We start from the raw sequence: 25269 nt of genomic DNA, 5'->3' as shown, positions 1-25269 counted from the left end.
TGCGGCTCGACCCGATGGAGGAGGAGCGCTCGTGACCACCGTCAGCTCGGCGAGCCCGGCGCTCACCGGCAACGACCCGGCCAACCGGCTCTACGGCCCGCTGCCCGACGTGAGCGGGGAGGCCGGGTACGAGGAGGACCACCCGGCGCGGGTGGGCTTCTTCACCGACACCTCGGTCTGCATCGGCTGCAAGGCCTGCGAGGTCGCCTGCAAGGAGTGGAACACGCTCCCGATGGACGACTCGCACGGCAACCGGGACGCGATGGGCCTGTCCGGGATGTCCTACGACAACACCGGCATGCTCGGGGCCAACTCCTGGCGGCACGTCGCCTTCGTCGAGCAGAGCCGGGCCGTCGACCTGCCGATGCCGGGGGTCGGGCTGCCGGGGGCCGGTGCAGGGGGCGCCGGTGCACCCGCAGGGGGCTGCGGGAGCGGCGGAGGGGGCTGCGGGAGCGGCGCGGCCTCGGGCGACGCGCACGCCACGACGCACGGTGGCAACGCCGACGGCGGGCTGACCGCGCAGTCCAGCGTGCTCAACGCGGAGGCGCTCAGCGAGTTCGACCCGCAGACCGGGCACTCGGCCGACCGGGAGATCCGCTGGCTGATGTCCTCCGACGTGTGCAAGCACTGCACGCACGCCGGCTGCCTGGACGTCTGCCCGACCGGGGCGCTGTTCCGCACCGAGTTCGGCACCGTCGTGGTGCAGGGCGACATCTGCAACGGCTGCGGCTACTGCGTGCCGGCCTGCCCCTACGGCGTGATCGACAAGCGCAAGGACGACGGCCGGGTCTTCAAGTGCACGATGTGCTACGACCGGCTCACCGACGGGCTGCAGCCGGCCTGCGCGACCGCGTGCCCGACCCAGTCGATCCAGTTCGGCGACCTCGACGAGCTCCAGGCCCGGGCCGACGCCCGGCTGGCCACGCTCAAGGAGCAGGGCGTGGAGACCGCCCGGCTCTACGGCCGCGACGAGAACGACGGCGTCGGTGGCGCCGGGGCGTTCTTCCTGCTGCTCGACGAGCCGGAGGTCTACGGGCTCCCGCCGGACCCGATCGTCACCACCCGCGACCTGCCGTCGATGTGGAAGCACGCCGTCGGCGGGGCGGCCATGGTGGTCGGGTTCGCGCTCACCGCCGTGCTCGGCTCGCGGAAGGGATCGCGTCGATGACCGAGGGTCTGGTGACGCCGGGTGCTGGCTGGCGGCGGGCCGACGGCCCGCCGGCGCAGGCGCGGGAGAAGAAGCGCCGCAAGGGCGGCCGGCGCGGCGGTGCCCGCGACGGTGACCCGACCGTCGACGAGGCCGAGTTCACCTCGTACTACGGCCGGCCGATCATCAAGCCGCCGGTGTGGAAGACCCCGGACGTGCCGCTCTACCTGTTCCTGGGCGGTGCCGCCGGTTCCTCCGCGGTGCTCGGGGCGATCGCCGACGCCAGCGGGCGCCCGACGCTGACCCGGGTCGCGCACTACACCGCCGGTGGTGGCGCGCTCGCCTCGGTGGGGTGGCTGATCCACGACCTGGGCCGGCCGGAGCGGTTCCTGCACATGCTGCGGGTGCTGAAGCCGACGTCGCCGCTCTCGGTGGGCTCCTACATCCTCGCGCCGTTCAGCGCGCTGACCGCGGCGACCGCGGGCCTGCAGCTGCTGGAGGCCTTCCCCGGCCTGCAGAAGTTCGGGCTGCGGCGGATCTCCCGCTGGTTCCCCGCCCTGGAGAAGCTCACCGGCGCCACCTCCGCGGTCTTCGGCGGCCCGATGACCACCTACACCGCGGTGCTGCTGGCCAACACCGCGGTCCCGTCGTGGCACGCGCCGTACAAGGAGCTGCCGTTCGTCTTCGCCGGCTCGGGGATGGCCGCCGGTGGCGGCATCTGCATGGCGTTCACGCCGGTTGCCGAGGCGGGGCCGGCGCGGAAGATGGCGGTCGCCGGTGCGGCGGTCGAGCTCGCCGCGATGCACAAGGTCGAGCACGACCACGGCATCGTCGGCGAGCCGTACCAGGTGGGCTACGCCGGGAAGCTGATGAAGGCGGCGAAGGCATGCACCGCCGGCGGCGCCGGCCTGACCGTGGTGGCGGGCCGCACCCGGGTGGGGGCGGCCGTGTCCGGTGCGCTGCTGGCCGCCGGCTCACTGCTCACCCGGTTCGGCGTCTACGAGGCCGGCATGGCCAGCGCCAAGGACCCGAAGTACACCGTCGTCCCGCAGCGCGAGCGGATCGCGGCCCGCGAGGCCGGTCGAGGCGCCACGATGGACGGCACCGAGGGCAACGTCCGCCACACCGGTGAGGCCAGCACCATCACCCGCTGAGGACGCGGTCGACCTGAACTGCCCCGCACCGCCGCTGGTGGTGCGGGGCAGTTCGTCGTCCGGGGACCAGGTCAGGCGGCCAGGTCAGGCGACCCGGTCCCCGGCGGCAGGTGCGGGCGTGGCAGCCGGCGCGGGCGCCCGCGTGGCGGCCGGTGCGGGTGCCGGGGTGGCAGCCGGTGCCGGCGGGTGCTCGACCGGCACCGTCCACTCGATCTCGTCGATCCGGCGCAGCGTGCGGCCGAGGAACGGCCCCACCAGGCAGATCATGCCGACCCAGACGATGAGCAACCAGGCCCACCACGCCATCTCGCACCCCCGTGCTCGTAGGAGCCGCAGCTTGGCTGACCGCAGTTGGCCGGGGCAACGGATCCGGCGCAATGTCATCCCGCCGGGTGAGGGTGACCGGGACGTCCCGCCGTCTCCGCCCACCCGGCGCCGGTCAGCGCTCGTCGCATGACTGCCGCTCCTGCGGGGGCGCGGCTCAGGTACCGGCGGCTGACCGGGCCGGCGGCGCAGCCGATCTCACCGACCATGAACTCGGCGGTGGGGTGCAGCGCCCCCAGCCGCCGGTACAACGGCCCGATGACGTCGTCCACGGTGGTCCAGAGGGCTGCCGTCGGGGTGCCAGCCGGAGTTGTCGCCGCCGACGGCGCCCCACGCCACCGGCACTCGGCGATCCGGGCAGGTTGCGTGCGGGCGTGCGGCCACCCGGCCATCGGCCGCCGGACCCACCCTCGCCGATCCGTTCGGTCAGGGCCCGGCGGCAGGAGCCGTGGCGGTGGCCGACGGCTCGGGGGAGCCGTCCTCGTCGGCCGGAACCGAGGACTCGGTCGGCCCTGCTCCGGTGGGCTCGACCGGGCTGGCCGTCGGCGCGGGGCCGGTCGGCTCCGGCGTGGGCGTCGGTGCGGGGTCGGTCGGGCTGGGCGTCGGCGTCGGCTCCGGGGTGGGCGTCGGCTCCGGGGTGGGCGTCGGCTCCGGGGTGGGGGTCGGCGCTGGGCCGGTCGGCTCCGGCGTGGGGGTCGGCGCGGGGTCGGTCGGGCTGGGCGTCGGCGTCGGCTCCGGGGTGGGCGTCGGCTCTGGGGTGGGGGTCGGCGCGGGCTCGGTGGGGCCGGGCGTCGGCGTGGGGTCGGCCGGGTCGGTCGGTTCCGGGGTGGGCGTCGGCGTGGGGTCGGCCGGCTCGGTCGGTTCCGGGGTGGGGGTCGGCGTCGGTGCCGTGGTCGGGGCGCCCTCGCCGGACGGGGTGTCGCTCGTCCCCGGCTGGTCACCGGGCACGGCGGCGGGCGGCACCGTGCCCGACGGGCTGGTGGACGACCCGGTCGAGGTCGTCCGCGGGATCCTCGTGCGGCGCGAGTCGGCGTCCGCGTCGGAACCGGGCTCCGTGGCGCGTTCCGGTGCGCGGCTGCCCGACTCGGTGGGCGCGGTGGCGGGGGGCAGCTCCCAGTCGGGGACGAGGATGGGGGTGGCCAGCCCGGACACCGCGGCCCCCTCGTTGAGCCTCTCGAGGATGGCCGGCACCTGGTCCGGATGGGCGGCGAGCTCGGCGGCGATGGCGTCGCTGAACCCGAGGCTGCTGCTGGACCGGGCCAGGGTCGGCGCGAGCAGGATGGCCGAGAGCGCGGTGAGGGCGAGCAGGCGCTGCGGGGTGCGACCGCGCGTGCGCTGCTGCGGTGCCCCTGCGCGGGTCCGCGCCGGACGGAGCCGGAGGGCGCGTGACCTCGGCGACGCGGCTGCGCTGAGCGGCCGGACCGACCGCACCGGCTGGTGGAGCCGCCCCTGGACCGAGACGGTGGCGCGCCGACGGGCGGTCGCGGTGACGGACCCGTGACCAGGGCGCTGCCGCAGCGACCGGGGGAGGGACGCCCGGACCGGCGTGGACACCTCCCACGTCCCCGTGGTCGAGCGACGGGGCCGGGCGGGGGGCACCGCACCATCGGGACGACCGGCCGGCGGGCGGGACGTGGGCGTGCGGCGCACCGCCCGTCCGCGGAGCTCGTGGACGCGGCCGGGAGGCATCGGGATCAGCTCGTGCGCGGGGTCCGGATCCCCGAACTTGAGCACGGCACAGACGACCGGGGCCGCGACCAGGCCGGCCACGGGCCACGCGATGAGCAGCCACCACCAGGCCACGGAGCTCCCTCGTTCCGGCCGCGCCGCCGCGCCCTCCACCAGCAAGATTGACGCGGCCGAGCGCTCCCGTCAATCGCTGGTCCACACGAAGTGCGTGTTCTCCCGGCCGGTCAGCTGGTGCGATCGGCGGTCGCCTGCTCCCGCCTCGGCGTCGGGACCGGGCCGACGACGTTCGGCGAGTGCACGACGTTGGGCTGCACGCCCTCCGTGGTCCGCGTGCTGGGCAGCGCCGGGCTCGCGGGCCGCGCGGGGGCCCACGGCAGCAGGCGGGGCGGACGGCGGGCGGCGACGTCCTCGACCCAGCCGACCAGCAGCACGGCCACGAAGATCAGCAGCCACGCCGTGGCGAACATCAGCCACGAACCCCGGGCGCCGGCGGTGAAGTACTGCGCCAGCGGGGAGTGGTCGAGCACCGGTGCGGCCGCGGCGATGGCGGCGTTGCCCCACAGGTAGATCGTCATCGCCCGGTTGTTGAGCAGCGTGACCACCCGGTCGAGGGCAGGCAGCCGGCTCAGCCACGTGACCCGCGGGTACACCCTCAGCAGGACGACGACGGCGCCGAGGCAGTACAGCATGTCGGCCAGCGGGATGTCGTCGATGACGTAGGTGCCGTACTGCTCCCGGTGCGACAGCGCGTACCAGAGGCCGGCGCCCAGCAGCCCCACTCCGCCGGCGAGCGTCGGCCAGAGCGGCAGCCTCCGCAGGGTGCCGTCGTGGTGCGCGAAGCCCACCAGCCAGCAGGCCCCGTAGGTGCACAGCTGCAGCACGACCTCGTGGGTGGCGCCCTCCAGGGTCACCAGACCGAGGCCGAGCAGCAGGAGGGTGACGACCGGAACGCTCAGGGTCCGCAGCGGCCACCGGCGGAACAGCCACAGCGCCGCCGGGCTCAGCAGCACGAACCACAGGTAGGTGTGGATGTACCAGAGCGGAACGGTCCACTCGTAGCCCTGCGCGGAGGACGGCGGCCCGGCGAGCGGCAGCACCCACAGCCAGGCGTTGGTCCAGGTCAACGGGGCCGAACCGGTCTCGGGATCGACCCGCCAGCCGATGGTCACCATGATCGCGACCATCGCCGCGCCGAAGACCCAGAACGGCGGCAGCAGGCGTCGCACCCGCTTGCGGAGGAACGCGCTGGTGGAGCCCGCGCGGTCGATCGAGGCGGCCGCCAGCCCCCCGCCCAGCGCGAGCAGGATGCCCATGGAGGGGAACAGCAACGGCAGCCACGCCCAGCCGAAGGTGTGGAAGGCGACGACGCGGATCAGCGCCAGGGCGCGCAGCAGGTCGATGTAGCGGTCGCGTGTGCTCACGAGCCCGTGGTCCTCCCGGTCGCTTCGCCCACAGCCGTCCACAGCTGCGGGTCCTCCCCGCCCAGCCGCCAGATCGCGACGCCGCGCAGCCCCGCGTCGACGGCGACCGCCTGTTTCAGGGCCAGCGAGCGGGCGTCCTCGAACCAGACTGTGTGCTCGTCGCCGTCGGCGCGGTAGTCGAAGCCGGCGGTGGCGGTGTGGTCGTCCCACCAGGGCTCGGCGCCCACCCGCTCGGCGAGGGTGACGGCGTCGGTGGCCTGCAGGGCGGTTCCCGCCCCGCCGGCCCAGTCGTAGCCGTAGGTGCCCAGCCCGAGCATGACCTTCTCCGGGGGGATGGTCGCCGCCGCGTACCGGGCCACCGACCGGACCCACTCCAGCGGGGCGACCGGCCCGGGCTCGCTGCCGTGCCAGGCGTGGTCGTAGGCCATCACCCGGACCTGGTCGGTCACCGTGCCCAGCTGCCGGTAGTCGAAGGCCGACGTCCCCGGTGCAGGGTCGGCGGCCTGCGCGGGAACCGCCACGGACAACTGCAGGCCGTGGGCGTGCAGGTCCTCGCGCAGGGCGGCGAGGAACTCGACGAGCAGCGGACCGGCCGGAGCCGGCAGGTTCTCGTAGTCGATGTCGATGCCGTCGAAGCCGTGCTCCCGCGCCGCGTCGACGAGTGCCTGCCGGTGGGCGGCCGACAGCTGCGGGTCGCCCAGCACGTCGGCCACCAGCTGTCCCTGCCACTCACCGTCCCGGTGGTTCTGCACGGTGGCGACGACGAGCACGTCGTCGCGGTCGAGCAGGGAGCTCAGCCGGGGGGTCGGCGGGATGACCTCCAATCGACCTCCCGGCTGCAGCGTCGCCCAGGTCGGGCTGACCTCGGTGACCCCACCGAGCTCCACGGCTGAGCGCACGGAGGCCCAGGACCGGTCGTCCCACAGCGGCAGGTAGGCAGCGGCCACGAAGTCGGGGTGCCCGCGTCGCGGCGCCGTCGGCTGGGAGTCGTCCGGGAGCAGGACGGCCAGCAGCGTCAGGGCAGCGAGCGCGGCAGCGACGGCGACGAGGCGTCGGGTCATGCCAGCGCCGCCGGGGCGGGCTGCGGGAGGACCTCGTTGGCCGGCCGCGGGTCGGGCTCCGTCGCCGGTCGCGGGACCGCCTCGTCCATGTTCGCCGTCCGGGCCAGCTTGTTCCAGCCCAGCCGGACCCCACGCAGGGCGGTGCCCAAGGACGCGTACAGCAGGTAGGCGCGCAGCGGCTCGTAGATGAAGCGGTACAGCGGGACCATCACCAGGTGCGCGGCCCGCTCGCGCAGCAGGCAGACGGCCGCCACGGCGACCACCCCGTAGAACAGCGAGAACAGGGCGACGTAGCCGAGCAGCACCAGGGGCCCACGCTGGCCGAGCGTCTGCAGCACGACCAGGGTGACCAGCGGGGTGAAGACCAGGGGCACCACCACGGTCAACGCCGACAGCGGCATGACCAGCATGCCGAGCCAGCCGTAGCGGGGTCGCAGCATCATGTTGCGGTGGCGCCAGAGGGCCTGCAGGGTGCCGTACATCCAGCGCACCCGCTGCCGCAGCAGCGCGTCCACCGTCTCCGGCGCCTCGGTCCAGGCCACCGCCTGGTCGGCCTGCTCCACGCGCCAGCCGTGCTGGTGGAGCATCAGGGTGAGGTCGCAGTCCTCCGCCAGCGTGGCGTCGCAGTAGCCGCCGGCCTGCTGCACGGCGCTGGTGCGCCAGGCCGCGCAGGCGCCGGGTACCACCATCACGGCGTTGAGCGCCGCGGCCGCAGCCCGGTCGACCCCGATCTGGGTGAGGTACTCCAGCGCCTGCCACCGGGTGAGGACGTTGCGGGCGTGGTTGCCCACCTTGATCACCCCGGCCACCGCGCCGACCGCCGGGGAGTGGAAGCGGCTCATCAGGTGGGTGATGGTGGAGGGCACGAAGAGGGTGTCGGCGTCGAGGGTGACGACGAAGGGCTGGGTGACGGCCGCGAAGCCGGTGTTGAGCGCGGCCCACTTCCCGGCGTTGGCCTGGCGGATCAGCCGCACCCGGGGGTCCCGGGCGGCCACCTCGCGCACCTTTTCCGCGGTGGCGTCGGTGCTCCCGTCGTCCACGACGATGACCTGCTCCACCGGGTAGCTGGAGCGCAGCACGTGCTCGAGGGTGCGGCCGATCACCACCTCCTCGTTGTAGGCGGCGATCAGCACGGCGACCGGTGGGGTGTCGGCGGTGACCGGCGGTCCGCGCCGCGCCCGCACCAGCGCCAGGGCGAGGTTGACCAGGCCCATCCCGATCATGCTGACCAGCGCCAGCACGAACAGGCCGCTGAGCAGTGAGCCGGGCAGCGCGAACAGCACGTAGGCCAGGTGGGAGGCCAGGCGGTCCCAGGACGTCGGCTCCACCGGGCCGGTGCGCTCCTGCAGGGCCGGCTGCACCTGCGGCATCGAGTGGAAGGTGTAGCCGGCGTCCCGGGCCAGCGGGATCAGCTTCTCGACGTAGGCGAGGGTCATGGACCGGTCACCGCCGCCGGCGTCGTGCAGCAGCATGGTGATGTTGTCCTGGTCGCCCAGCGGCGGCAGCGGGATCTCGCCCTGCCGCTGGCCGGAGGCGTAGGCCCAGTCCAGGGTGTCGAAGTCGTGCGAGGCGACCGCGTAGCCGAGCTGCTGCGCCCGGAGGATCCCCGGCACGTCGCCCTGCATGGACTGCTCGTCGCTCCCCTCGTAGGGGAGGCGGTAGTAGGAGGCCTGGTGCCCGGTCTGCGCGCGCAGGATCCGGTCGGTCAGCGCCAGCTCCACCTGCTGCCGGAAGGGTGCTGCGACGTTGGCGTCGGTGTGCGTGAGGGAATGGTTGCCGATGGCATGTCCCTCCCGCACGATCCGTCGCATGATTTCGGGGTACCTGGTGATCTGCTCACCGGTGACGAAGAACGTGGCGTGGACGTGGTGCTCGCTGAGCAGGTTCAGCAGCTCGGGCGTGTAGACGGGGTCGGGCCCGTCGTCGAAGGTCAGCGAGATGGTCCGGGTGGCGGTCGCGCTGTAGCCGTACCGCTCCAGCGCGTACTCGGAGTCGGCGGCCTTCGCCACGTCCGGCGGAGACAGGTGTGCCAGCAGCTCGCCGGTGAACGGGTCCTCCCCGTAGACGGCGCCCTGCTCACGGACCAGGTGGAGGACACGGACCAGCGGGCCGTCGCCGATCACGGGGGCCCTGCCCACCTCCGCCGCGGTCGGCCCGTCCGGTATCGGGGCCCCGTCCAGCGCCGGTGGTGCGACCAGGCGGGGCCCTGCGACGGCACCTGCTGCGACCAGGAGGAGGACCACGGCCAGCCCGGCCCGTCGCAGGAACCGCCAGCGCCTGCCCGACGGGTTGGCGAAGACCGGCGTCCGCTGCGTGGGAGTCGACCGGACGGCCGGACGTGGCGCCCGGGAGACCGCCCACCGCCGACGGCCCGGGGTGCCGTCGGCGCCCCGCGGAATGATCACGTCTGGAAGCTAGGGAGCTCCCCGAGAGGTCACAATCAGTAACGATCGTCCGGGTGACGCGCGTCCACGAACGAGCTAACCGAGCCGTTCCCGGTGGGCTCCGTGACCCTGTGTGCACCAGTTGTGCCCTGTGGGCCCCACTGCGCGGCTCGCCGGCCCCCCCGGCGGTGCGACCGGGCTGCTCGACGGTCGGTCCGGTGGACGACGCGGTGGTCCGTGCAGGCCGACCCGGGAACGCGAAACTGCCCCGCGCCGCCGGGACTCGGCGACACGGGGCAGTGTCCGTGGGGCGCGGCGACGATGCCGATCCTCGCGTTGCCGCGCCACTGCGGCGGGGGTTCAGCTCAGCGGCGGGTGCCGCTGTAGCGGATGACCTGGCCGCCGCCCACGCTGCGGGCGGCGGTGAGGCACAGGGTCGCGCGGCGGTGCACCTCGCCGGCGGGGGTCTCCGGGCTCAGCCCGGTGATGCCGGCGGCCGCGGTGAGGCCGGGGATGCCCTCGTTGGCGACGGCGTCGACCAGCCGGTGCGCGGCGATCTCGGCGTCGGGGGAGAGGCCGCCCAGCAGGAAGGCGAACTCGGCCGGGCCGGAGCGGGCCAGCCAGTCGTCGCCGCGGACGGAGCGGGAGAGCATCGCCGCGATCCGGTCGAGCTGGGGGCCGGGCATCGGCCAGCCGGTGTCCCGGCGCAGCAGCCCGATGAGGACCAGGGTGGCCGGGGCGCGGTCGGTGCTGACGGCGCGCTCGCTGATGCGGTCGAAGAGCGCCGCGCGGGGCGGCAGCAGGGTGATGGCGTCGGCCGCGTCGAGGCGTGAGCTCGCGGGCGCGACCGGGGTGAGGGCGATCGGCATACCGATCTGGTCGTCGCCGGGGCGCGTGCAGTTGAGGGTTGCAACGGTCGGGCTCACCCCTCGGGGTGAGCCTCGACGGCGAGGGCGTTTCGGCGGGAACCCACCATCGATACCCCTCGCGCAGTGACGCACGAGCAGCGGCCAGCCACGCGTGTCAACGGAGTGGGTGACGTCACTTCGCATCGGATGACGGCGCGTCACATCCTCCCCTGATCAGGCGATACCCGGCTGCCTGGTGGCCCGTTGAGGGGGAACTCGGCTCCCGAGCCGCCCCTGATCGACCCGGAGCCGGGCTGCCTCCCCCCACGCCCGGTTCCGGGTCCCCGGGACCCGTTCTCTGTCACCAGACCACCCCTCGTCAGCGGCAGAGCGGACCGCCTCGGTTCAGTTGGGTGCGGCCTGGAGGGGCAGGCTGCTCGAGCCGAGCCGGCGCAGGGAGCCGGTCAGCACATTGTCGCCGCGCACGGCGATGAGGCAGCGTCGCTCGTCCTGCAGCAGCTGGAGGTCGGCGGACTTCGACGCGAAGGGCGTGCCGAGGTAGTCATCGGCACGGCGCGCACAGTCGAGGGGGTCGGCGGCGTTCCCGCGCTCGAAGACGACCTCGGCGACGTGCGGCTGAGCGCAGCCGACCTCACGCTGGAGCTGGTTCTGGCACCGTCGCCAGGCGTCCCCCTCGGCACGGAGAAGCACATCGCGGTGGCTGCCGTCGGTACGGGCCCCGTCGGGTGCGGCCACCGTGCACACCGTCGTGCCGCCGATCGATCGGCTGGCCGTGGGCAGCTCCCGCAGGACGTCGCGCCCCGGCTGGCCACCGAGATGAGCCAGCAGCGCCTCCTCGGAGCAGTCGTCGGTGGCGAACACCTCGCCGGCGTGGGGACCGTCGCACGCAGCCAAGGCACCGTCGGTGTCGACGCAACTGCCCACGACGGGTACCGGGGGAGGTGCGGGGTCCTCGGCCGTCGTCGTACCGGAGGGTGCCGGCGGAGCGACCGAGGAGCTGGACGAGGCCGTGGGTGACGCAGTGCCGCCACCGTTCGCCTCGCCGGAGGCCTGGACGTAGGTCAGGACCGTGGCCACTGCAGCCGCGAACAGTGTTGCGCTCATCAGCGCCTTGGCGAACGGGTTGTTCGACCAGGCGTTCAGCCACCGGCACCGGCCGGGTCGGTCGGCAGGCTCTGCGTCGGTCAACTCAGGACGGGGTCCACGAGCACGCCGATCACCGAACCACCGCAGTCGGCCACCTTGTCATCCAGCAGGAAACGGATCTTCAGCGCGTTGACGCCGTCCACCGGGATGTCGAAGTCGGTGATCTCGTTGAACGGCACGCTCTGGATCTCCCGCTGCGACTCGTTGCCCAGCACCTCCACGGTGACGCTCTGATCGGAGTCGCGCGAGTCATTGGCCTGACCGACGGAGAAGGTGAGCCGGGAAAAGTTGTTGCCCAGCCGCATCTCCAGTTCCCTGGCCTGATCCGAGTTGCAGGAGAACACCTCGGTCGCGATGCCGGACACGTTCTTCTGGTCGGCGATGTCGTACCTGTCCTCGCTCCAGCGACTGCTGGGGTTGAAGAAGTCGGCGAGAGTGAGTTGGCGACCTTCGTCCCCGGACGTGAGCACGCCACCGCTTTCCGAGGTCGAGGCGGTGACTCCGGCGGTGGTCGGCGTGGAACTGAAGGGGCTCGGGGCCGGGGATGACGTGGTGGCGCCGGCGGCTTCGGTCGTGGCCGGGGCACTGGGCGCCGTTGATGACTCAGCGGCCGGTGCAATTGGTTCCTCGGCACTCGAGCAACCGGAGCTGAGCAGCAAGGCTGCACCCACGCTGAGCCACGCTCCGGTGGTCCGGCGCCTAGTGGACCGGAAGGCCGTCATGACGGGCGGTATCCGTGCTGCGCTGGGCCGCTGGTCTGAACTGGCATCGCGGGACCCCCGTTGGTCAACGCTCCGGTGAAGTAACGGAAAGCTAGAGCACCTGATGTGAAGCCGGGAAGGCATCAGGGGCTTGGAAGCCCCCGATGCCCGGCGTGCCGCTCGCGGCGCGCCGGGGGCGGTGGGCTCAGCGGCAGATCGGGACCGCCATGTCGGTGTTGTGCTTCGTGGGCCGGCCGGGGAAGTCGCCGTTCATGAAGGAGTTGGCCGGTGACCAGCGGCCGGCCCACTCGCCGGAGTCGATGAGGTACCAGTAGCCGTCGGGCTCGACGCTGGGGATGCTCGGCGCGTTGTGCCGGCAGCGCACCTGCACGGTGGTGTCGGGCGGGATGGGCTGCGCGTTGTCCTGCAGCTTCACCGGGTCGGCGAAGGTGTTGGCGCCGAGCCGGCCGGTGGTCTCCGGCCAGGCTGGGCCGTCGCCGCGGGTGGGCAGCGGCTCGTCGCGGAAGAGCAGAATGCCGCCGGTGGTCACCGCGATCACCAGGACCGCCACCAGGGGAGCGGCCCAGCGGAGCCACGCTCGGCGCGGCTTCCCGGTGGTGGGCTCGGTGCGCTGATCTGCCGGCTGCGGCTCGGGTGTGGCGGCGACCGCGCCCGCCGGGGCGGGCCCGCAGGACTCGATGAGGCGCGGTGCGCCAGCACCGGGGTATCCGGGGACGTGCTCGACCGCCCAGGCGTCGAGGTCGCGCACCGCGCCGGTGATCTTGTTGCGGGGGTAGCGGCCGGCGGTCCAGTTGTCGAGGGTGCGCACGCTGACCCGGTTGCCGGAGCGGCGGGCGAGCTGCTCTTTGCCGCCGGTGGCGCCGAGCAGCCAGTTCACCTGGACGACGAACGGGTCGGCGGGCGCGCCGGACGACGTGTGGTGCGTTCCGGTGGCGGCGTCGCTCATGTCGGGTCCCCGTTCTCCGTGCTGTGCCGAGGGACGGTAACCCGGAACGGAACGGTGCCGGCTCTTCTGCGGGCGCGTCGTTGACCTGCGTAGTTGCGTGCACCTGCGTGCGTTGCGCCAGTTTGCGGCGATCCGCCCGAAGGTGCGGCTTCCAGTACGGCGGCGTTCCGGGTTTCCTCGACGTGCGGGGTTCGGCCGGGCACGGGGCCGGCCGAGCCCCGCCGGCGTCGGCGCCCCCTGTACCCGGGGTGCCGGCCCGCGATGGGGCGCGGTGGGTCAGCCGCCGAGCAGGTCGCCGACCGCGCCGACAACCCCACCCAGCAGGCTGCCGGTCGGCTGGGCCGGCTCCTGCGTAGGCGTGGGCGTGGGGGTGACCGGCGTCGGGAGGGTCAGCTCGACGGGCGGCGCGTCCGTGAGGACCGGAACCTCGGTCGGCGGCGTGACGACGGGCGAGGGGACGACGGGCGTCGGGTCGCTCGGCCGCGGGGTGGTGGGCTTGTTCGGGGTCGGCGTCACGGGCTTGGGGGTGACGACGGGCGCCTTCGGGGTGCTCGACGTCGGCCCGTTGGCCGCGGGCTGCCCGGTGCCGGCCGGGGTGGGGGCCACGGGGGTGCCCGGGGCGACCGCGGTGCCGGCGGGAACGGTCGCCTGGTCGGCGGCCGTGCTGGCGCCGGCGACCTCGGTGACGGTCTCGTCGGGGGCGTCGCTGGTGGCGCTGACGGGCGTGGCGTCGGTCGCGGGGCCGGCCGGGCGGCTGTACGCGTCGCCGATGCCGGACGAGCTGCCGGAGAGCTCGTTGCCGCGCTCGAGCTCGGCGAGGGTGGCGTCGGCGCGGTCGGGGACGGCGGCGACCTCGGCGGCGACGGCGTCGTTGAGTCCCAGGCCGGTGCCGGAGCGGGCGAGCACCGGGGCGAGCGCCATGACGACGAGGGCGCTGCAGGCCACGACCTGCTGGGTGAGGCGGCTGGCGGTGCGCTGGCGGGGCTTGCCCGCGGCCTTGGGCCGGCGCTGGCCGGCGGGGCGCTGCGCGGCGGGGCGGCCGTGCCCGGCGACGAGGGAGCGGCCGGTGTTCAACGGCGGGGGCGGCGGCAGCTCGGTGGCGGCGTACCGGGGCGTGCGCGGGGTGACCAGCGGCGGGGGAGGGGGCAGGTCAGGGACGGCGTACCGGTGCCGGGGTGCGGCCGGTGCGGACTGCGGCTGGGCGGAGACGGCGCGGTGGCGACCGGTCTCGGTGAGCGTGGTGCCCGCGTCGATGCGGCGGTGGCGGCCCGTGGTCTCCGGGCCCTGTGCTGCGGCGTGCACCGTGCTGCTTCCCCCTGTTCCCGCCGGCTGTCAGCCAGCGATGAAGAAGATAGGGCGCGTAGTCACCCGTGCACAGACCGCTACCGCGTGTCCGCTCACGACACGCCGCAGGTCACCGCGCCGGTCAGCGGCGAGGTGCTCGTCGTCAGCCGCCCGCAAAAGGCGTCGCCGGTCCCGGCCGGGCGAGCAGCCCGCGGACGAAGCCCTGGTACGCGGGGGCGAGGTCGTCGGCCGGCAGCAGGCGCGCTGCCGCCCTCAGGTCAGCCAGCCGGCTCGGCAGCAGCCGCAGGGCCGCCGCGAGGTCGTCCACGTCGTCGGGCCGGGCGAACACCGCAGCGTCCCGATAGATGTCCCGGAACAGCGGCAGGTCGCTGGCCACGGCCGGCACCCCGCGGTTGCGGGCCAGTGCGGCCATGCCCGAGTTGTCGATGCTGCGGTAGGGCAGCGCCATGACGTCCGTCGCAGCCAGCAACTGCGCGAGGGTCGACTCGTCGAGCCACCCAGGGCGCAGCGTGACCACCGGGTCGAGCCCGAGTGACGTCGCCAGCGCGGGCAGGTCGAGTTCGGGCCACGGCCGCCCGGCCATGAGGACGTGCACCGGCAGGTCCGGGTCCTGCTGGCGGGCTGCGGCCAGGGCTCGTAGCAGGACGTCAGGCCCCTTGTAGGGATAGAGGTAGCCGAGGAGGGACACGAGGATTCCGTCGGCGGGGAGGCCCAACGCCGTTCGGTCTTCGGGGCCGGCACTCACGGCGGAAGGCCCGTCGGTGATGTCCGGCGGGGGGAAGGGCAGCCGCACCACGTCCATCCGCCGGTCCTCGGCCCAGGACTGCATCGCGTCGGTGTGCACGACGACGTGCTGCGCCCGGCGGGCCGCCGCCAACACCAGCCGCGAATCCTGATCCCTGACCTGTGGTGCCCGGTTGTGCACCGTCGCCACCACGACGGCTCCGCAGGCCCGCAGCGTCGCCACCAACGGCAGTTCGTAGGACGGCCGCATCCCCAGGTGCACCCAGGCGATGTCGCCTCGGCGCACGGAGCGGACCGCACGCAGCAGACCCAGCAGGGCTGCCCGGGTCTTGCCCACCGGCGAACCGGCTCCACGGGGGAACCAGACCGTGGACGTCCCGCGCAGACCGCCCACCGGGCCGTCGTCGGTGGTGGACACGACGACGTCAGCGACGGGGGCGAGGAGGTTGGCGACGTCGACCGCGTACCGGCCGATGCCGCCGTGCCCGAACTCCTCGACGAGCCAGACTCGGCGCTCAGAACGCCGGACGGCGGTCACGGGGCGGTGAGTCCCATCCTGCGTTCCTCCGCGGGTCTGTCGTGCCACCCGGACGGTCGGGTCGCGTGGTGTCCGGCGCGCAACGTAACGCAGATACGCCGGAATCCCGGTGTTCGCTCGCGCCGGTACCTCGAAAATGGCACTCGGGGCCCGTTCGAGCACCCGAGTGCCCATAACACTGAACACGGAAATGTGTCGGGGAACGGCGTCATCTTCATGCGATCGGGTGCACCGGTGCCCGAAAATCATGACCCGTCCACGACCTTCTTCCCAATCCGTGCACGAGTCTCTAGCTTTCCGCCATGCTCGCAACGTCGCGAAGAATCCTCATCTCGGCCTTCGACTGCAGCCCGGGCCGCGGGTCGGACCCGGGGACGGGCTGGGGATTCGCCGAGGCCATGGCGAAGCACAACGAGGTGTGGGTGCTCACCAGCGCGGCCAATCGGCCGGAGATCCAGCGGGAGCTGGACCGGAGTCCCCGTGCCGGTCTGCACATAGTCTATTGCGACTTGCCGGCGTGGATGTCGCGGCGAACCCAGGGGCGGCACATGCGGTGGAGCCTGTACTACTACCCGTGGCAGGTGTTGGCCTACTCCGTTGCCCGGCGCTTGCACCGCCTGGTGGACTTCCACCTGGTTCACCACGTCACGCTGATGAAGTTCTGGATGCCGACCTTCCTCTTCCTGCTGCCGGTGCCCTTGATCTGGGGGCCGGTGGGTGGCGGCGAATCGGCGCCGCGGTCGCACTACCCGACCCTGGGCCTGCGTGGGCGGTTGTACGAAGCCGCGCGTGACGGCATCCGCGCCCTCGGTGCACTCGACCCCTTCGTGCGGCTGAGTGCGCGCCGCAGCGTGCTGGCCTACGGGACCACCGAGGAGACCTCGCTGCGCCTCCGCGCCCTGGGCGCCCCGACCGTCCGCACCCTTCCCGGCGTCTGCCTGCCACGGGAGGAGATCGAGACCCTGGGGGCGCGGCCGCCCGGCGCCGACGGGCCTCTGCGGGTCATCAGCATCGCCCAGCTCCTGCACTGGAAGGGATTCCAGTACGGCTTGGCGGGTTTCGCCCAGGCCGGGCTCGCGGACGCGGAGTACTGGATCATCGGGGATGGACCTGAGCGGGCCTCGCTGGAGCGACTGGCGGCGCAGCTCGGCATCGCCCAGCAGGTCCGCTTCCTCGGTGGGCTCGGGCGGGCCGAGACGATGGATGCCTTGACCCAGTGCCATGCGCTGATGCACCCCAGCCTGCACGACTCCGGCGGCTCGGTGTGCCTGGAGGCCATGGCGGTGGGGCGGCCCGTGATCTGCCTGGACACCGGCGGCCCCGCCGCACTGGTCGGGGAGGACGCCGGAATCCGCGTAATCCCCTCGAGTCCAGCGGACACGGTGCGCGGCCTGGCCGAGGCCATTCGTCTGCTGGACGCCGAACCAGACGTGCGCGTGCGCATGGGGGAGGCAGGCAAGAAGCACATGGCCCGATTCGACTGGGACACCCGCGCGGAGGAGTTCGTCCTGGTCTACGAGGACGTGCTGGCCCACTGAGCAGCAAGTGGAACCGTCAGTCCCTCGGACGGTGAAGGCTCCGGCCGAGACGCCGGTGTGCCAGCGACCGGTGCGATCCGGTCGTGGCGACCTACCTAGTTCACGGCGCGACCTCCTCGACCTGACGGCGGCACTGAGGGGGCAGCCGACGAAGTGCCCGATTCCGAGCACAGTCTGGGTCAGCCAGCGACGTTCATACAGCGGACGCGGCACATGGGCCGCGCATCAGGGAGGCGAGGCAGCTCGGAGGTCGTAGCGCAGGATCCTGAGGATTAGCGGCGGCGGGGGAGACGACAGGTCAGGTGCGCCCGCTAAGTGTACCCGGCCAGGACGTTGGTGACGGCGGTCGGGCTTGAACGCAGGAGAACCTCCGAGTGGGGTGTGGCTTGTCGAAGGCCCACATCCGCCCGGAGGTTCTCGTGTCCCACGGTAATGCGCGTCTGACCGTCCACGGCCGCAAGCTGATCGTCGACCGGCACCGGGCCGGCTGGCGACAGGCGCACATCGCCGCAGCGATGGGCGTCTCGCGCAAGTGCGTGCGGACCTGGATCGCCCGGCACGCCGCTGAAGGCAAGACCGGCCTGGCCGACCGGTCCAGCCGCCCGCACTGCACCCCGACGCGTACCTCCGTCGAGGTCGAGGACCGCATCATCGAGCTGCGGGACCGGGAGCGCCGGGGGCCGGACTGGATCGGCGCCGAGCTGGGTGTACCGGCCCGCACGGTGTCCCGGGTGCTGGCCCGACGTGGGCGGCCTCGGCTGTGCGCGCTGGACCCGATGACCGGGCAGGTGATCCGCTCCTCGAAGACGACCGCGACCCGCTACGAGCGGTCCCGGCCCGGCGAGCTGGTGCACATGGACGTGAAGAAGCTCGGGCGCATCCCCGACGGCGGTGGCTGGCGAGCCCACGGCCGCGCCGCCGGCAGCACCAGCCGTGACCGGGCCACGAGGGTCGGCTACGACTACGTGCACTCGCTGGTCGATGACCACTCCCGGCTGGCCTACTCCGAGGTCTTGGCCGACGAGAAAGGCGCCACCTGCGCCGGATTTCTCACTAGAGCCGCGGCCTACTTTGCCGCCCACGGCATCACCCGGATCGAGCGGGTGATGACCGACAACGCCTGGGCCTACCAACGATCGATCAAGACCGTCTGCGCCCAACTCGGCGCGAAGCAGAAGTTCATCCGACCGCATTGCCCCTGGCAGAACGGCAAGGTCGAACGTCTCAACCGCACCCTGGTCACCGAGTGGGCCTACCGGCAGGTGTTCACCAGCAACGACGACCGCGCTGTCGCTCTTGCTCCCTGGATCGAGCACTACAACACTCGACGCCGCCACTCAGCACTCGAAGGCATGCCCCCGATCAGCCGCCTGGCACCAACCTGATGGCCGGGTACAGCTAAGGCGTAGCCGAGGGACGGCCGGAGGCCGCAGCGCTCGTGGGGCAGCGGGGGTGCCGGCCGGTCTCGGTGAGCGTGGTGCCCGCGTCGATCCGGCGATGGCGGCGTGGCCACCGGGCCCTGTGCTGCGGAGCGCGCCATGCTCTCCCTGCTACCCGCCGGCTGTCAGCCAGCACTGGCGAAGATACCGCGCGTAGCCGCCCTCTACACAGACTGCCACCGCTGTCCCGCCTCGACAGGCCGAGTTGGGGTGGAAGGGCGCGAGTCTTGCGCGCCCGAAGGGGAGACGTAAGTCGGCTTGACCTCGGAGTCTTCGACGCCTCGCAAGCTTGCCCTGGCGACCACGGGCTGACTATCCGAGAGTGATATGAGACGCACGCCTCGATAGTCCGTTCGATAGAGGGTCTCGACATACGTTGCGGGTCACGGCATGATCAGGCGACCGACTCTGACCGGGTGCGTGCATCAGCTTCCCTAGCTGCCGCGAAACTGCACTTGAATGGGATGAGATGCGAAAGAAAGTCGTGATGGCTTGTGAGGGCTTCCGAGACCCGGGTGTCCGACCTGACTTCACGCTTCACACGGAGTCTCTGGGTGGGTGACACCCGTCCGATAGCCGTTTGCGCACTCGCCACCCTATCTGTCGTCTTATCGGTCACGTCGACCATCGGATACATCGGTTTACTTAATCGAAGCTCTGAGTTGGCCACGGCGCTCGCAGGATTGGCCGCTCTAGCTGCTTTGATCATTTGCCTACCGGTTCGACTACTCCCTGCGGCCGCGCTGGTTGTATACGCTTTGGTGCCGGCCCGACTGGTGCCCGACACTCCCGCTTTAACCGTCGTCCCCGTTGGAACCTTGGTTATGGCGGCCTGGGCGCTGCGTAGATCGCTGGATGCGGCCCGGCGTTCCGTGGTCGAGACTTCCCGTCGTAAGCGCACGATGAGACACGTGATTGTCCTCTTTGTCGCCTGGACGGTCGTTAATGCGATCCTGCATTCTAGTGGGCTCTTTGGGTTTGGCTGGATAATCAGTTTCACAATGGCCGTTTCGTTGCCGCTGATTGTATCCGGCGCGAGCTCTGAAGCTAAGGCTCTGCGAACCGCTTGGCTTTGGACCGCCGCGGCATTGGGCGCCTATGCGATGCTTGAACTGGCTCTTGGATTCAATCTCGTATTCGGCACTCTATACGACGCAGTGGGTATTGACACTTCCCAGCACTGGTCGGTCTACAGGGCAGAAGCCTCCTTTGGTCACCCCCTGTTCGCGGGCCTCTTCCTGGCAGTAGGTGCTGCTCTTGGAATTGTCACGTGGCTCGAGTCCGGGAAGCCATCCCACCTTCTGAGCGGCGTAATCGCCGCTGGAGGGGTGGTTTCGACCCTCTCCCGAGGTTCTCTGGCGGCGATGATCATCGGAATCGCTGCGGGCGCGGCCTTTGTGGCCGCAAGCAGGGGCCATCGTCGGCTCGGCAGGTACCTAATCCTTGGTGCAGCTGCCGCAGCTGCGAGCTTCCTGGTAGGTACCGTCGATGCCTTCAATGAGCGATCCAACTCCGTTGAAGCCAGTCGATCGGCGGACGCGCGTGGTACCGCACTCGACGTGGCGATCCAAGCGGCTGGGTCCACCAACTACCTGGGTTCAGGCCCCGCCACCTCCGGTGAGACCGCACGGCAATTCGGATCGGTTGTTATCGAGAACTCTTATCTTCAGGTGCTAATCAGCCTAGGACTGCCTGGGCTCCTCTTGTTAGCCGCCATGATCTCAGGCGTCCTGTGGGCGGCTGTACGGGCGGCGAACTACGCCGGTGCAGCGGCGCTCGTTACCGTCGTGGTGGCGCTAGCCGGATTCAACGCCCTTGATGCGGTGCGATCGACGCACCTTCTTCTCGGGCTAGTGCTTCTTCTGGCCGTACACCTTCCCGCCTTGGCACGGCAGAGAGTTCAGCCGTACGAGAGGACCGAGCGAAGGTCGCTTCGGGCGCCCGTGTCGTTCAATCTGCCGACGAGTGACCTTGCAGACGACCGTAACAATCCACGTGACCGCCAATCGGCCAACCCTATCCGAATGGACGCGGATCATTGAAAATCCTCGTTGTCGTGCCATCTCTTCATGGGGGTGGTGCAGAGTATGTAGCGCGCACCTGGATGGCCTGGCTAGCGTCTCAGGGCCACGAAGTATCGGCGGTCCTGACGGGTCGCCCGGTGGATCCTGCCTTCGTTCCCGAAGGAGTCGAGGTGCATTCGGTGGCATCCCGGAGGGGGCAGATCGCGAAGCTGCGCGCTCTTCGCAGAGTGCTGTTGGAATCCAGGCCCGATGTCGCGCTATCACTTCAAATGCACGCTAATCTAATGCTAATCAACGCTGCCCGTAGCTTACCGGGGGCCCAGCGCCCAAGGGTCGTTATCAGTGAACGAAATCTCGTTACGCTGGGGCTTCCGAGCGCTCGCCTGAGTCACCGCGTCAAGGTTCTCGCTGCTAAGCGACAGTACCGAGCAGCCGACATGACTATAGCCATCTCGCATCCGGTTGCGGCTGAGCTGGTAGCCGCCTTCCGGATCGGTGGTGACCGGGTAGTCGTCGTCCCGAACCCCGCAACCGCTAAAGTTCAGTCCACCCCCTCGCGCCCCGTCGCCGTTTCCCAAGATTCGACCAGCGCCTCGGCCGGTGATTCACGCGTCCTTACGCTCGCACTGCCCTGTCGTCTCGTCGGACAGAAGCGTCCAGAGCTAGCACTGGAGACAGCCGCCGAGCTGACGCGCCGGGGCTGGCATACGAATGTGGTCTCCTTCGGAGGCGGGCCGCTGCTCGAGCAGATGTTGAGCCATGCCGCACGACTAGGCGTTGACTTTCATCAGCGCGGCTGGGTGGAGGACTGGCTAGCCGAACTGGACCCTCTCAGCACCACAATCTTGCTTCCCTCCGCCAGAGAGGGTTTCGGGAATGTGCTCGTCGAGGCCGCAGCCGCGGGGCTGCCTTCCGTGGCTGTCTCCGGTGCGCTCGGTGTCGCCGATGCGATAGTCCCCGGCATTAGTGGGGAACTGTCACTGACGGAATCACCGTCCGACCTGGCCGATGCAGTGCTGGCAGCCAGACAGATCAGCATGACCAACATTGAGCCATGGCTGCAGCACTTCTCGGTCGACGCAAGTGGACGTAAACTTGAGCGCGTCCTTCAGGCCGTCGCCCGAGCTAGCCTGTGACAGACACTCGCAGTCTAGGATCCCGCGCCTCCCGCGGGGCGTCAACCACTCTTCTTTGGCAGATTGTCCGGGTGGGGACGCAGATTGGTGGGACGGTACTCTTAGCGCGCTTGTTGAGTCCGGCGGACTTTGGACTTATTGCCATGGTCACGTCCCTGGTCGGGATCGGAGAAATCCTCCGAGACTTCGGACTCACGTCCGCAGCCGTCCAGGCGAAGTCTCTGTCCAACAAACAGAAGAACAACCTCTTCTGGATCAACGCAACTGTGGGCGCGTTGATGACTGCCCTAGTGCTTGCATGTGCACCTTTGGTCGCACGGCTTTACGACCGAGAACTGCTCGAACCGCTAGCGCAGGCCTTGAGTGCGACCTTCTTGCTGAACGGGCTTGCGGCACAGTTTCGCGCAGAGCTGAACCGGCGCATGCGTTTCGTTGCACTGAACGTGGTGGACACCTTGCCGGCGGTTCTCGGGCTAGCCGTCGCAAGCGCCTTGGCTCTAGCGACTGGAAGCGTATGGGCGCTCGTAGCTCAACAACTGTGCACCGCGGCCTGCGGTCTATTCCTCGCTGTAGCGCTCGTCGGTTCGCTCCCGGGGCGACCCGCGCGTCATGCGGAGATGGCGGGACTGCTCCGATTTGGCGGCGGAGTGGCTGGCACGCAGTCGGTCGCGTACGTCACCAGGAATGCAGATAACGTCGCGATCGGCCTAGTGTGGGGTGCCGGGGCACTAGGCATCTACAGTCGGGCCTATCAGCTACTCATGGCTCCGATTGTCCAGCTTCTTGCGCCTATGACACGTGTAGCCCTGCCGGTACTCTCGCGATTGCAGGATGACAGCGACCGTTTCGTCTCGTATCTGCGGAGAGGTCAACTGGTTGGAAGCCTTGTGGCTGGAACAATCTATGGCCTGGTGTTCGGACTCGCATCACCCGTCACGGCGCTACTGTTCGGCGAAGGGTGGTCGGGGCTAGCCCCAGTCTTTCAGGCCCTAGCGGTCGGAGGGGTCTTTCGTGCCCTGAATCAGGTCGCCTATTGGGCCTACCTTGGACGCGGCCTTGCGGGGCACCAGTTCCGCTTCTACCTCGTTAGCCAGCCAGTGATCGTACTCTTTCTCTTTGCGGGCTTGCCTTGGGGACCATTCGGGGTCGCAGTTGGCCACTCGCTAGCGTATGCACTCAATTGGTTCGCCGCTCTCTGGTGGTGCGGACGGGTGACGGGTATCTCTTTCGGCGGACTGATCCGGGACGGGATGCGGACGACGATAACCTTCTCTGTGCCGGTTGCCATGATCGGCTACTTTCTGGCGCCACTTGTGGAGAACCCGATCGGCGCCATCGGCACTGTTTTAGTTGCGGCAAGTGCCTGGTTCGTCTTGGTCTTCTTGGTTCTCCCGTCGGCGCGTACTGACATACGAAGCATGCTGGACGTGCTCGCCAGGGCTCGTCGCACGGACCGAAAAGGGAAACAGGAGTCTCTCGACTAATGGAAATCTTCGCATCCGCCATGGGTCAGTACGACAACGTAGGTGATACGGTGCTTAGACGACCCTTCTTGGCGACTCTTCGTGAGATCGGTCAGCTGAGCGTATTCGTTGGCGGACGAGGCGATGACTATCTCAGTGGCCTCGGGCTCACCGCGCAAGACTCGATCTACCGAGACTCGGGCACCTGGCGTGCTGCGCTGCGTCGATCCGTGCTCCGAGAGGGTGTCATTTACGCCTTCAATGCTGGCGAGATCGAGGTTACCAAGCCGTACGCGGCCCACTATGCGCGACTCATGCCGCTCCTAATTGCGAACCGAGTCCGTGGGGGGGCAGCACTGCACGTTGGTTTGGGAGTTCGGTCACCGACGCCCTGGCGATATGTCGTCAGTGCATCGGTACGGCTTTGTGACCTCGTGAGCTGGCGAGATCCGGCCTCGAGACGATGGATGAGAGTCGGGCTGCAGGCTCCAGACTGGGCGTTTCTTGAAGGCGCGACGAATCAGGTGCTCCGTGACCGGGTGCTCACCCACTCAGAGCGCAAGGTGCTGGCGGTGGCACCACGCTATAACGGACACCAGGTTAGCCCCGAATGGTGTGAGCGACTCGCCGCGTTCGCTGCTTCCAATGGACTAGAGGTGGTGGCCGCTGCACAAATCGCGCGGGACAATGCACCATGCAGCCAGATAGCAGAGTTGGTTGGAGGGCGATCGATCCTCTGGGAGGATACGAACCATGCTCGGCACGAAGCGCGTCTTCGTGAACTGTATGCTGGATCGCGCGTTGTCGTGAGCGAGCGATTGCATGCACTCGTCATTGCGGCGACTGAGGGCGCGGTCCCTATAGCGCTTGGCGCTGATGAAAGTGATAAGGCGATCCGCACGCTTGAGGGTGCGGGGTTTGAAGGCTACGGAGTTGAGCCGTCCTTGAGCCGGGCAGGCTTGAGCCGTATACAAAATTTATGTGGCGACGCGTACGCCGTCGCTGAGACCGTGATCGCTGCGCGGGCAGAGCTGGCCACCCTGAAGGAGCGAATGCGTGCTGCGGCCTGAATCTCCCGGCGTCCTAGTAAGCGTGATTCTTCCTACCTACAATGTGGAGCGCTATGCTCGTGAGGCGATCGAGCGGCTGAAATCGCAGACCGAGCCAAGTATAGAGTTCCTGATCGTTGACGACGGATCAACGGACGAAACGGTGTCTATCGTCCGACAGTGCATCGAGGGTGACGGTCGCTTCCGGTTGCTTGAGCTTGGTAGCAACGCGGGGGTCGCAGTGGCCCGTGCATACGCCGTTGATCGCGCCGTCGGCGCGTGGGTTTGGTTCGTAGACGCCGACGATCACTGGCCCGACGATGCGGTAGCGAAGCTACTGACGAACTCGGGCGATGCGGACTTGGTGATCGGCGCCGCGCGGTACGTCGACGACTCGGGTACGTCTCGATCGATACCGCCACCTCAACTTGCGGAGTTGGGTGGCCGAGATGCGTTCGTCCTTCTCCTCAATGGTGTTGTCAAAGGTCACCTTTGGAACAAACTCTTCAGTCTGACTCTGCTGCAGACGAGCGTGTCTTTCCAACCGTCGCGCGTGCACTCCGACCTGGCGATAGTTGCAGAAGCGCTGGCGGGCGCCCACACCGTCAAGACTGTGAGCGCACACATCTATGACTACCGAATGAGGGAGGGTTCGATCGTAAGGTCTCACCCGCAGCGGCGGTCCTCACTGGAAGTTGTGGCGCAGGTCGTGGACCGGAGTGCTAAGAGGTTCGTCGGCGACGATGAGGTAGAGCGGGCACTTATCTACTTCGAGCATCGTTTCATCCTGCTCTCCATGCTGAAGGATGCAAATAACCGCCTGTACAGCGCTGAGGAGCGTGGACGCCAATTGGCCACTGTCCGCCGGTCCATGTCTTGGCACGGGGTTTGGGAGTGCCTGCGCCGGCGAGATGCACGGCGCGCCGTCGCAGTAGCGGTTGTCAAAGCGGTTCCGTGGGCAGCCGGACCAGTCTCTAGACGGCTGTCTAGCAGCTAATCTGGTACCACCGATAACACTCTGCGCAATACCCGGACTTCAGGGCGCAAGGCGACGTACACCTGCGACTGTCTGGCGTCCCAGATACAAGTGAGGCGGCAGACGCCCGGCATCGGAAGGCGACATGGGATCCATCTCCCGGTAGATGTGGGTAGCACCTCCGCGGTGGCGAC

At 70.1% G+C, this 25269-nt stretch carries 20 protein-coding genes; 10 read left to right on the top strand and 10 right to left on the bottom strand.

The window, feature by feature from the left end:
- Nucleotides 1-31: 31 nt before the first annotated feature.
- Together ACI783_RS08350 and nrfD are read left to right on the top strand one after the other, a co-directional pair.
- Nucleotides 32-1168, top strand: a complete 1137-nt coding sequence (locus tag ACI783_RS08350; protein WP_457140004.1) for a 4Fe-4S dicluster domain-containing protein — start codon at nucleotides 32-34, stop codon at nucleotides 1166-1168.
- Nucleotides 1165-2301, top strand: a complete 1137-nt coding sequence (nrfD, locus tag ACI783_RS08345; RefSeq protein ID WP_457140003.1) for an NrfD/PsrC family molybdoenzyme membrane anchor subunit — start codon at nucleotides 1165-1167, stop codon at nucleotides 2299-2301. Before ACI783_RS08350 ends, nrfD begins: the two co-directional genes overlap by 4 nt.
- Before the next feature lie 84 nt (nucleotides 2302-2385).
- Here the strand turns inward: nrfD and ACI783_RS08340 are convergent, their stop codons facing one another.
- On the bottom strand, nucleotides 2386-2607 hold the full coding sequence (locus tag ACI783_RS08340; protein WP_457140002.1) for a hypothetical protein: 222 nt from the start codon (nucleotides 2605-2607) through the stop codon (nucleotides 2386-2388).
- A gap of 466 nt (nucleotides 2608-3073) precedes the next feature.
- Between ACI783_RS08340 and ACI783_RS08335 the strand changes: the two genes are divergently transcribed.
- Nucleotides 3074-4126: a hypothetical protein gene (locus ACI783_RS08335; protein WP_457140001.1), complete on the top strand. Its 1053-nt coding sequence runs from the start codon at nucleotides 3074-3076 to the stop codon at nucleotides 4124-4126.
- Nucleotides 4127-4538: 412 nt separating this feature from the next.
- On the opposite strand, the gene ACI783_RS08330 is transcribed toward ACI783_RS08335, so the two are convergent.
- The 9 genes from ACI783_RS08330 to ACI783_RS08290 all read right to left on the bottom strand — a co-directional run bounded on the left by ACI783_RS08330 (nucleotide 4539) and on the right by ACI783_RS08290 (nucleotide 15450).
- Nucleotides 4539-5735 carry an acyltransferase family protein gene (locus ACI783_RS08330; protein ID WP_457140000.1) on the bottom strand — a complete coding sequence of 399 codons (1197 nt, stop codon included), beginning with the start codon at nucleotides 5733-5735 and terminating at the stop codon, nucleotides 4539-4541.
- Complete coding sequence (locus tag ACI783_RS08325) at nucleotides 5732-6796, bottom strand: glycosyl hydrolase family 18 protein (RefSeq protein ID WP_457139999.1); 1065 nt, start codon at nucleotides 6794-6796, stop codon at nucleotides 5732-5734. The genes ACI783_RS08330 and ACI783_RS08325 overlap by 4 nt, the downstream gene beginning before the upstream one ends.
- Nucleotides 6793-8919: a bifunctional polysaccharide deacetylase/glycosyltransferase family 2 protein gene (locus tag ACI783_RS08320; RefSeq protein WP_457139998.1), complete on the bottom strand. Its 2127-nt coding sequence runs from the start codon at nucleotides 8917-8919 to the stop codon at nucleotides 6793-6795. Before ACI783_RS08320 ends, ACI783_RS08325 begins: the two co-directional genes overlap by 4 nt.
- Before the next feature lie 626 nt (nucleotides 8920-9545).
- Entirely contained in the window at nucleotides 9546-10049 is a 504-nt protein-coding gene (locus ACI783_RS08315; RefSeq protein ID WP_457139997.1) for a GGDEF domain-containing protein, read from the bottom strand.
- 384 nt (nucleotides 10050-10433) lie between these two features.
- Nucleotides 10434-11237, bottom strand: a complete 804-nt coding sequence (locus tag ACI783_RS08310) for a hypothetical protein (protein ID WP_457139996.1) — start codon at nucleotides 11235-11237, stop codon at nucleotides 10434-10436.
- On the bottom strand, nucleotides 11234-11866 hold the full coding sequence (locus tag ACI783_RS08305; RefSeq protein WP_457139995.1) for a hypothetical protein: 633 nt from the start codon (nucleotides 11864-11866) through the stop codon (nucleotides 11234-11236). The genes ACI783_RS08310 and ACI783_RS08305 overlap by 4 nt, the downstream gene beginning before the upstream one ends.
- Nucleotides 11867-12101: 235 nt before the next feature.
- The gene (locus ACI783_RS08300) at nucleotides 12102-12863 is read right to left on the bottom strand and encodes a hypothetical protein (RefSeq protein WP_457139994.1); all 762 of its coding nucleotides are present in this window, start codon (nucleotides 12861-12863) and stop codon (nucleotides 12102-12104) included.
- A gap of 276 nt (nucleotides 12864-13139) precedes the next feature.
- Nucleotides 13140-14165 (bottom strand): hypothetical protein, encoded by a 1026-nt coding sequence (locus ACI783_RS08295; RefSeq protein WP_457139993.1) that lies wholly within the window; start codon nucleotides 14163-14165, stop codon nucleotides 13140-13142.
- A 145-nt stretch (nucleotides 14166-14310) separates the two neighbouring features.
- Complete coding sequence (locus ACI783_RS08290) at nucleotides 14311-15450, bottom strand: glycosyltransferase family 4 protein (RefSeq protein ID WP_457139992.1); 1140 nt, start codon at nucleotides 15448-15450, stop codon at nucleotides 14311-14313.
- A 302-nt stretch (nucleotides 15451-15752) separates the two neighbouring features.
- On the opposite strand from ACI783_RS08290, the gene ACI783_RS08285 reads away from it, so the two are divergent.
- From ACI783_RS08285 to ACI783_RS08255, 7 genes are all read left to right on the top strand, one after another.
- On the top strand, nucleotides 15753-16988 hold the full coding sequence (locus ACI783_RS08285; RefSeq protein WP_457139991.1) for a glycosyltransferase family 4 protein: 1236 nt from the start codon (nucleotides 15753-15755) through the stop codon (nucleotides 16986-16988).
- Between the two features lie 419 nt (nucleotides 16989-17407).
- Nucleotides 17408-18373, top strand: a complete 966-nt coding sequence (locus tag ACI783_RS08280; protein ID WP_457139990.1) for an IS481 family transposase — start codon at nucleotides 17408-17410, stop codon at nucleotides 18371-18373.
- Between the two features lie 965 nt (nucleotides 18374-19338).
- Nucleotides 19339-20469, top strand: coding sequence for an O-antigen ligase family protein (locus ACI783_RS08275; RefSeq protein WP_457139989.1), 1131 nt, complete (start codon nucleotides 19339-19341; stop codon nucleotides 20467-20469).
- A gap of 14 nt (nucleotides 20470-20483) precedes the next feature.
- Nucleotides 20484-21587, top strand: coding sequence for a glycosyltransferase (locus ACI783_RS08270; protein ID WP_457140020.1), 1104 nt, complete (start codon nucleotides 20484-20486; stop codon nucleotides 21585-21587).
- On the top strand, nucleotides 21584-23071 hold the full coding sequence (locus tag ACI783_RS08265) for a lipopolysaccharide biosynthesis protein (RefSeq protein ID WP_457139988.1): 1488 nt from the start codon (nucleotides 21584-21586) through the stop codon (nucleotides 23069-23071). The genes ACI783_RS08270 and ACI783_RS08265 overlap by 4 nt, the downstream gene beginning before the upstream one ends.
- Before the next feature lie 923 nt (nucleotides 23072-23994).
- The gene (locus ACI783_RS08260; RefSeq protein WP_457139987.1) at nucleotides 23995-24120 is read left to right on the top strand and encodes a hypothetical protein; all 126 of its coding nucleotides are present in this window, start codon (nucleotides 23995-23997) and stop codon (nucleotides 24118-24120) included.
- A complete protein-coding gene (locus ACI783_RS08255) occupies nucleotides 24107-25096 on the top strand; it encodes a glycosyltransferase family 2 protein (protein ID WP_457139986.1) in 990 nt (329 codons plus the stop codon). Before ACI783_RS08260 ends, ACI783_RS08255 begins: the two co-directional genes overlap by 14 nt.
- Nucleotides 25097-25269: the final 173 nt, after the last annotated feature.

The sequence above is a fragment of the Modestobacter sp. SYSU DS0511 genome (genome assembly GCF_054050755.1).
This window is presented reverse-complemented; position numbering and strand designations above follow the sequence as displayed.

Excerpts from the sequence above, each read along its gene's own strand:
- ACI783_RS08325 (WP_457139999.1), bottom strand. The coding sequence starts at position 6,796 with ATGACCCGACGCCTCGTCGCCGTCGCTGCCGCGCTCGCTGCCCTGACG.
- ACI783_RS08285 (WP_457139991.1), top strand. The coding sequence starts at position 15,753 with ATGCTCGCAACGTCGCGAAGAATCCTCATCTCGGCCTTCGACTGCAGC.
- ACI783_RS08300 (WP_457139994.1), bottom strand. The coding sequence starts at position 12,863 with ATGAGCGACGCCGCCACCGGAACGCACCACACGTCGTCCGGCGCGCCC.
- ACI783_RS08315 (WP_457139997.1), bottom strand. The coding sequence starts at position 10,049 with ATGCCGATCGCCCTCACCCCGGTCGCGCCCGCGAGCTCACGCCTCGAC.
- ACI783_RS08340 (WP_457140002.1), bottom strand. The coding sequence starts at position 2,607 with ATGGCGTGGTGGGCCTGGTTGCTCATCGTCTGGGTCGGCATGATCTGC.
- nrfD (WP_457140003.1), top strand. The coding sequence starts at position 1,165 with ATGACCGAGGGTCTGGTGACGCCGGGTGCTGGCTGGCGGCGGGCCGAC.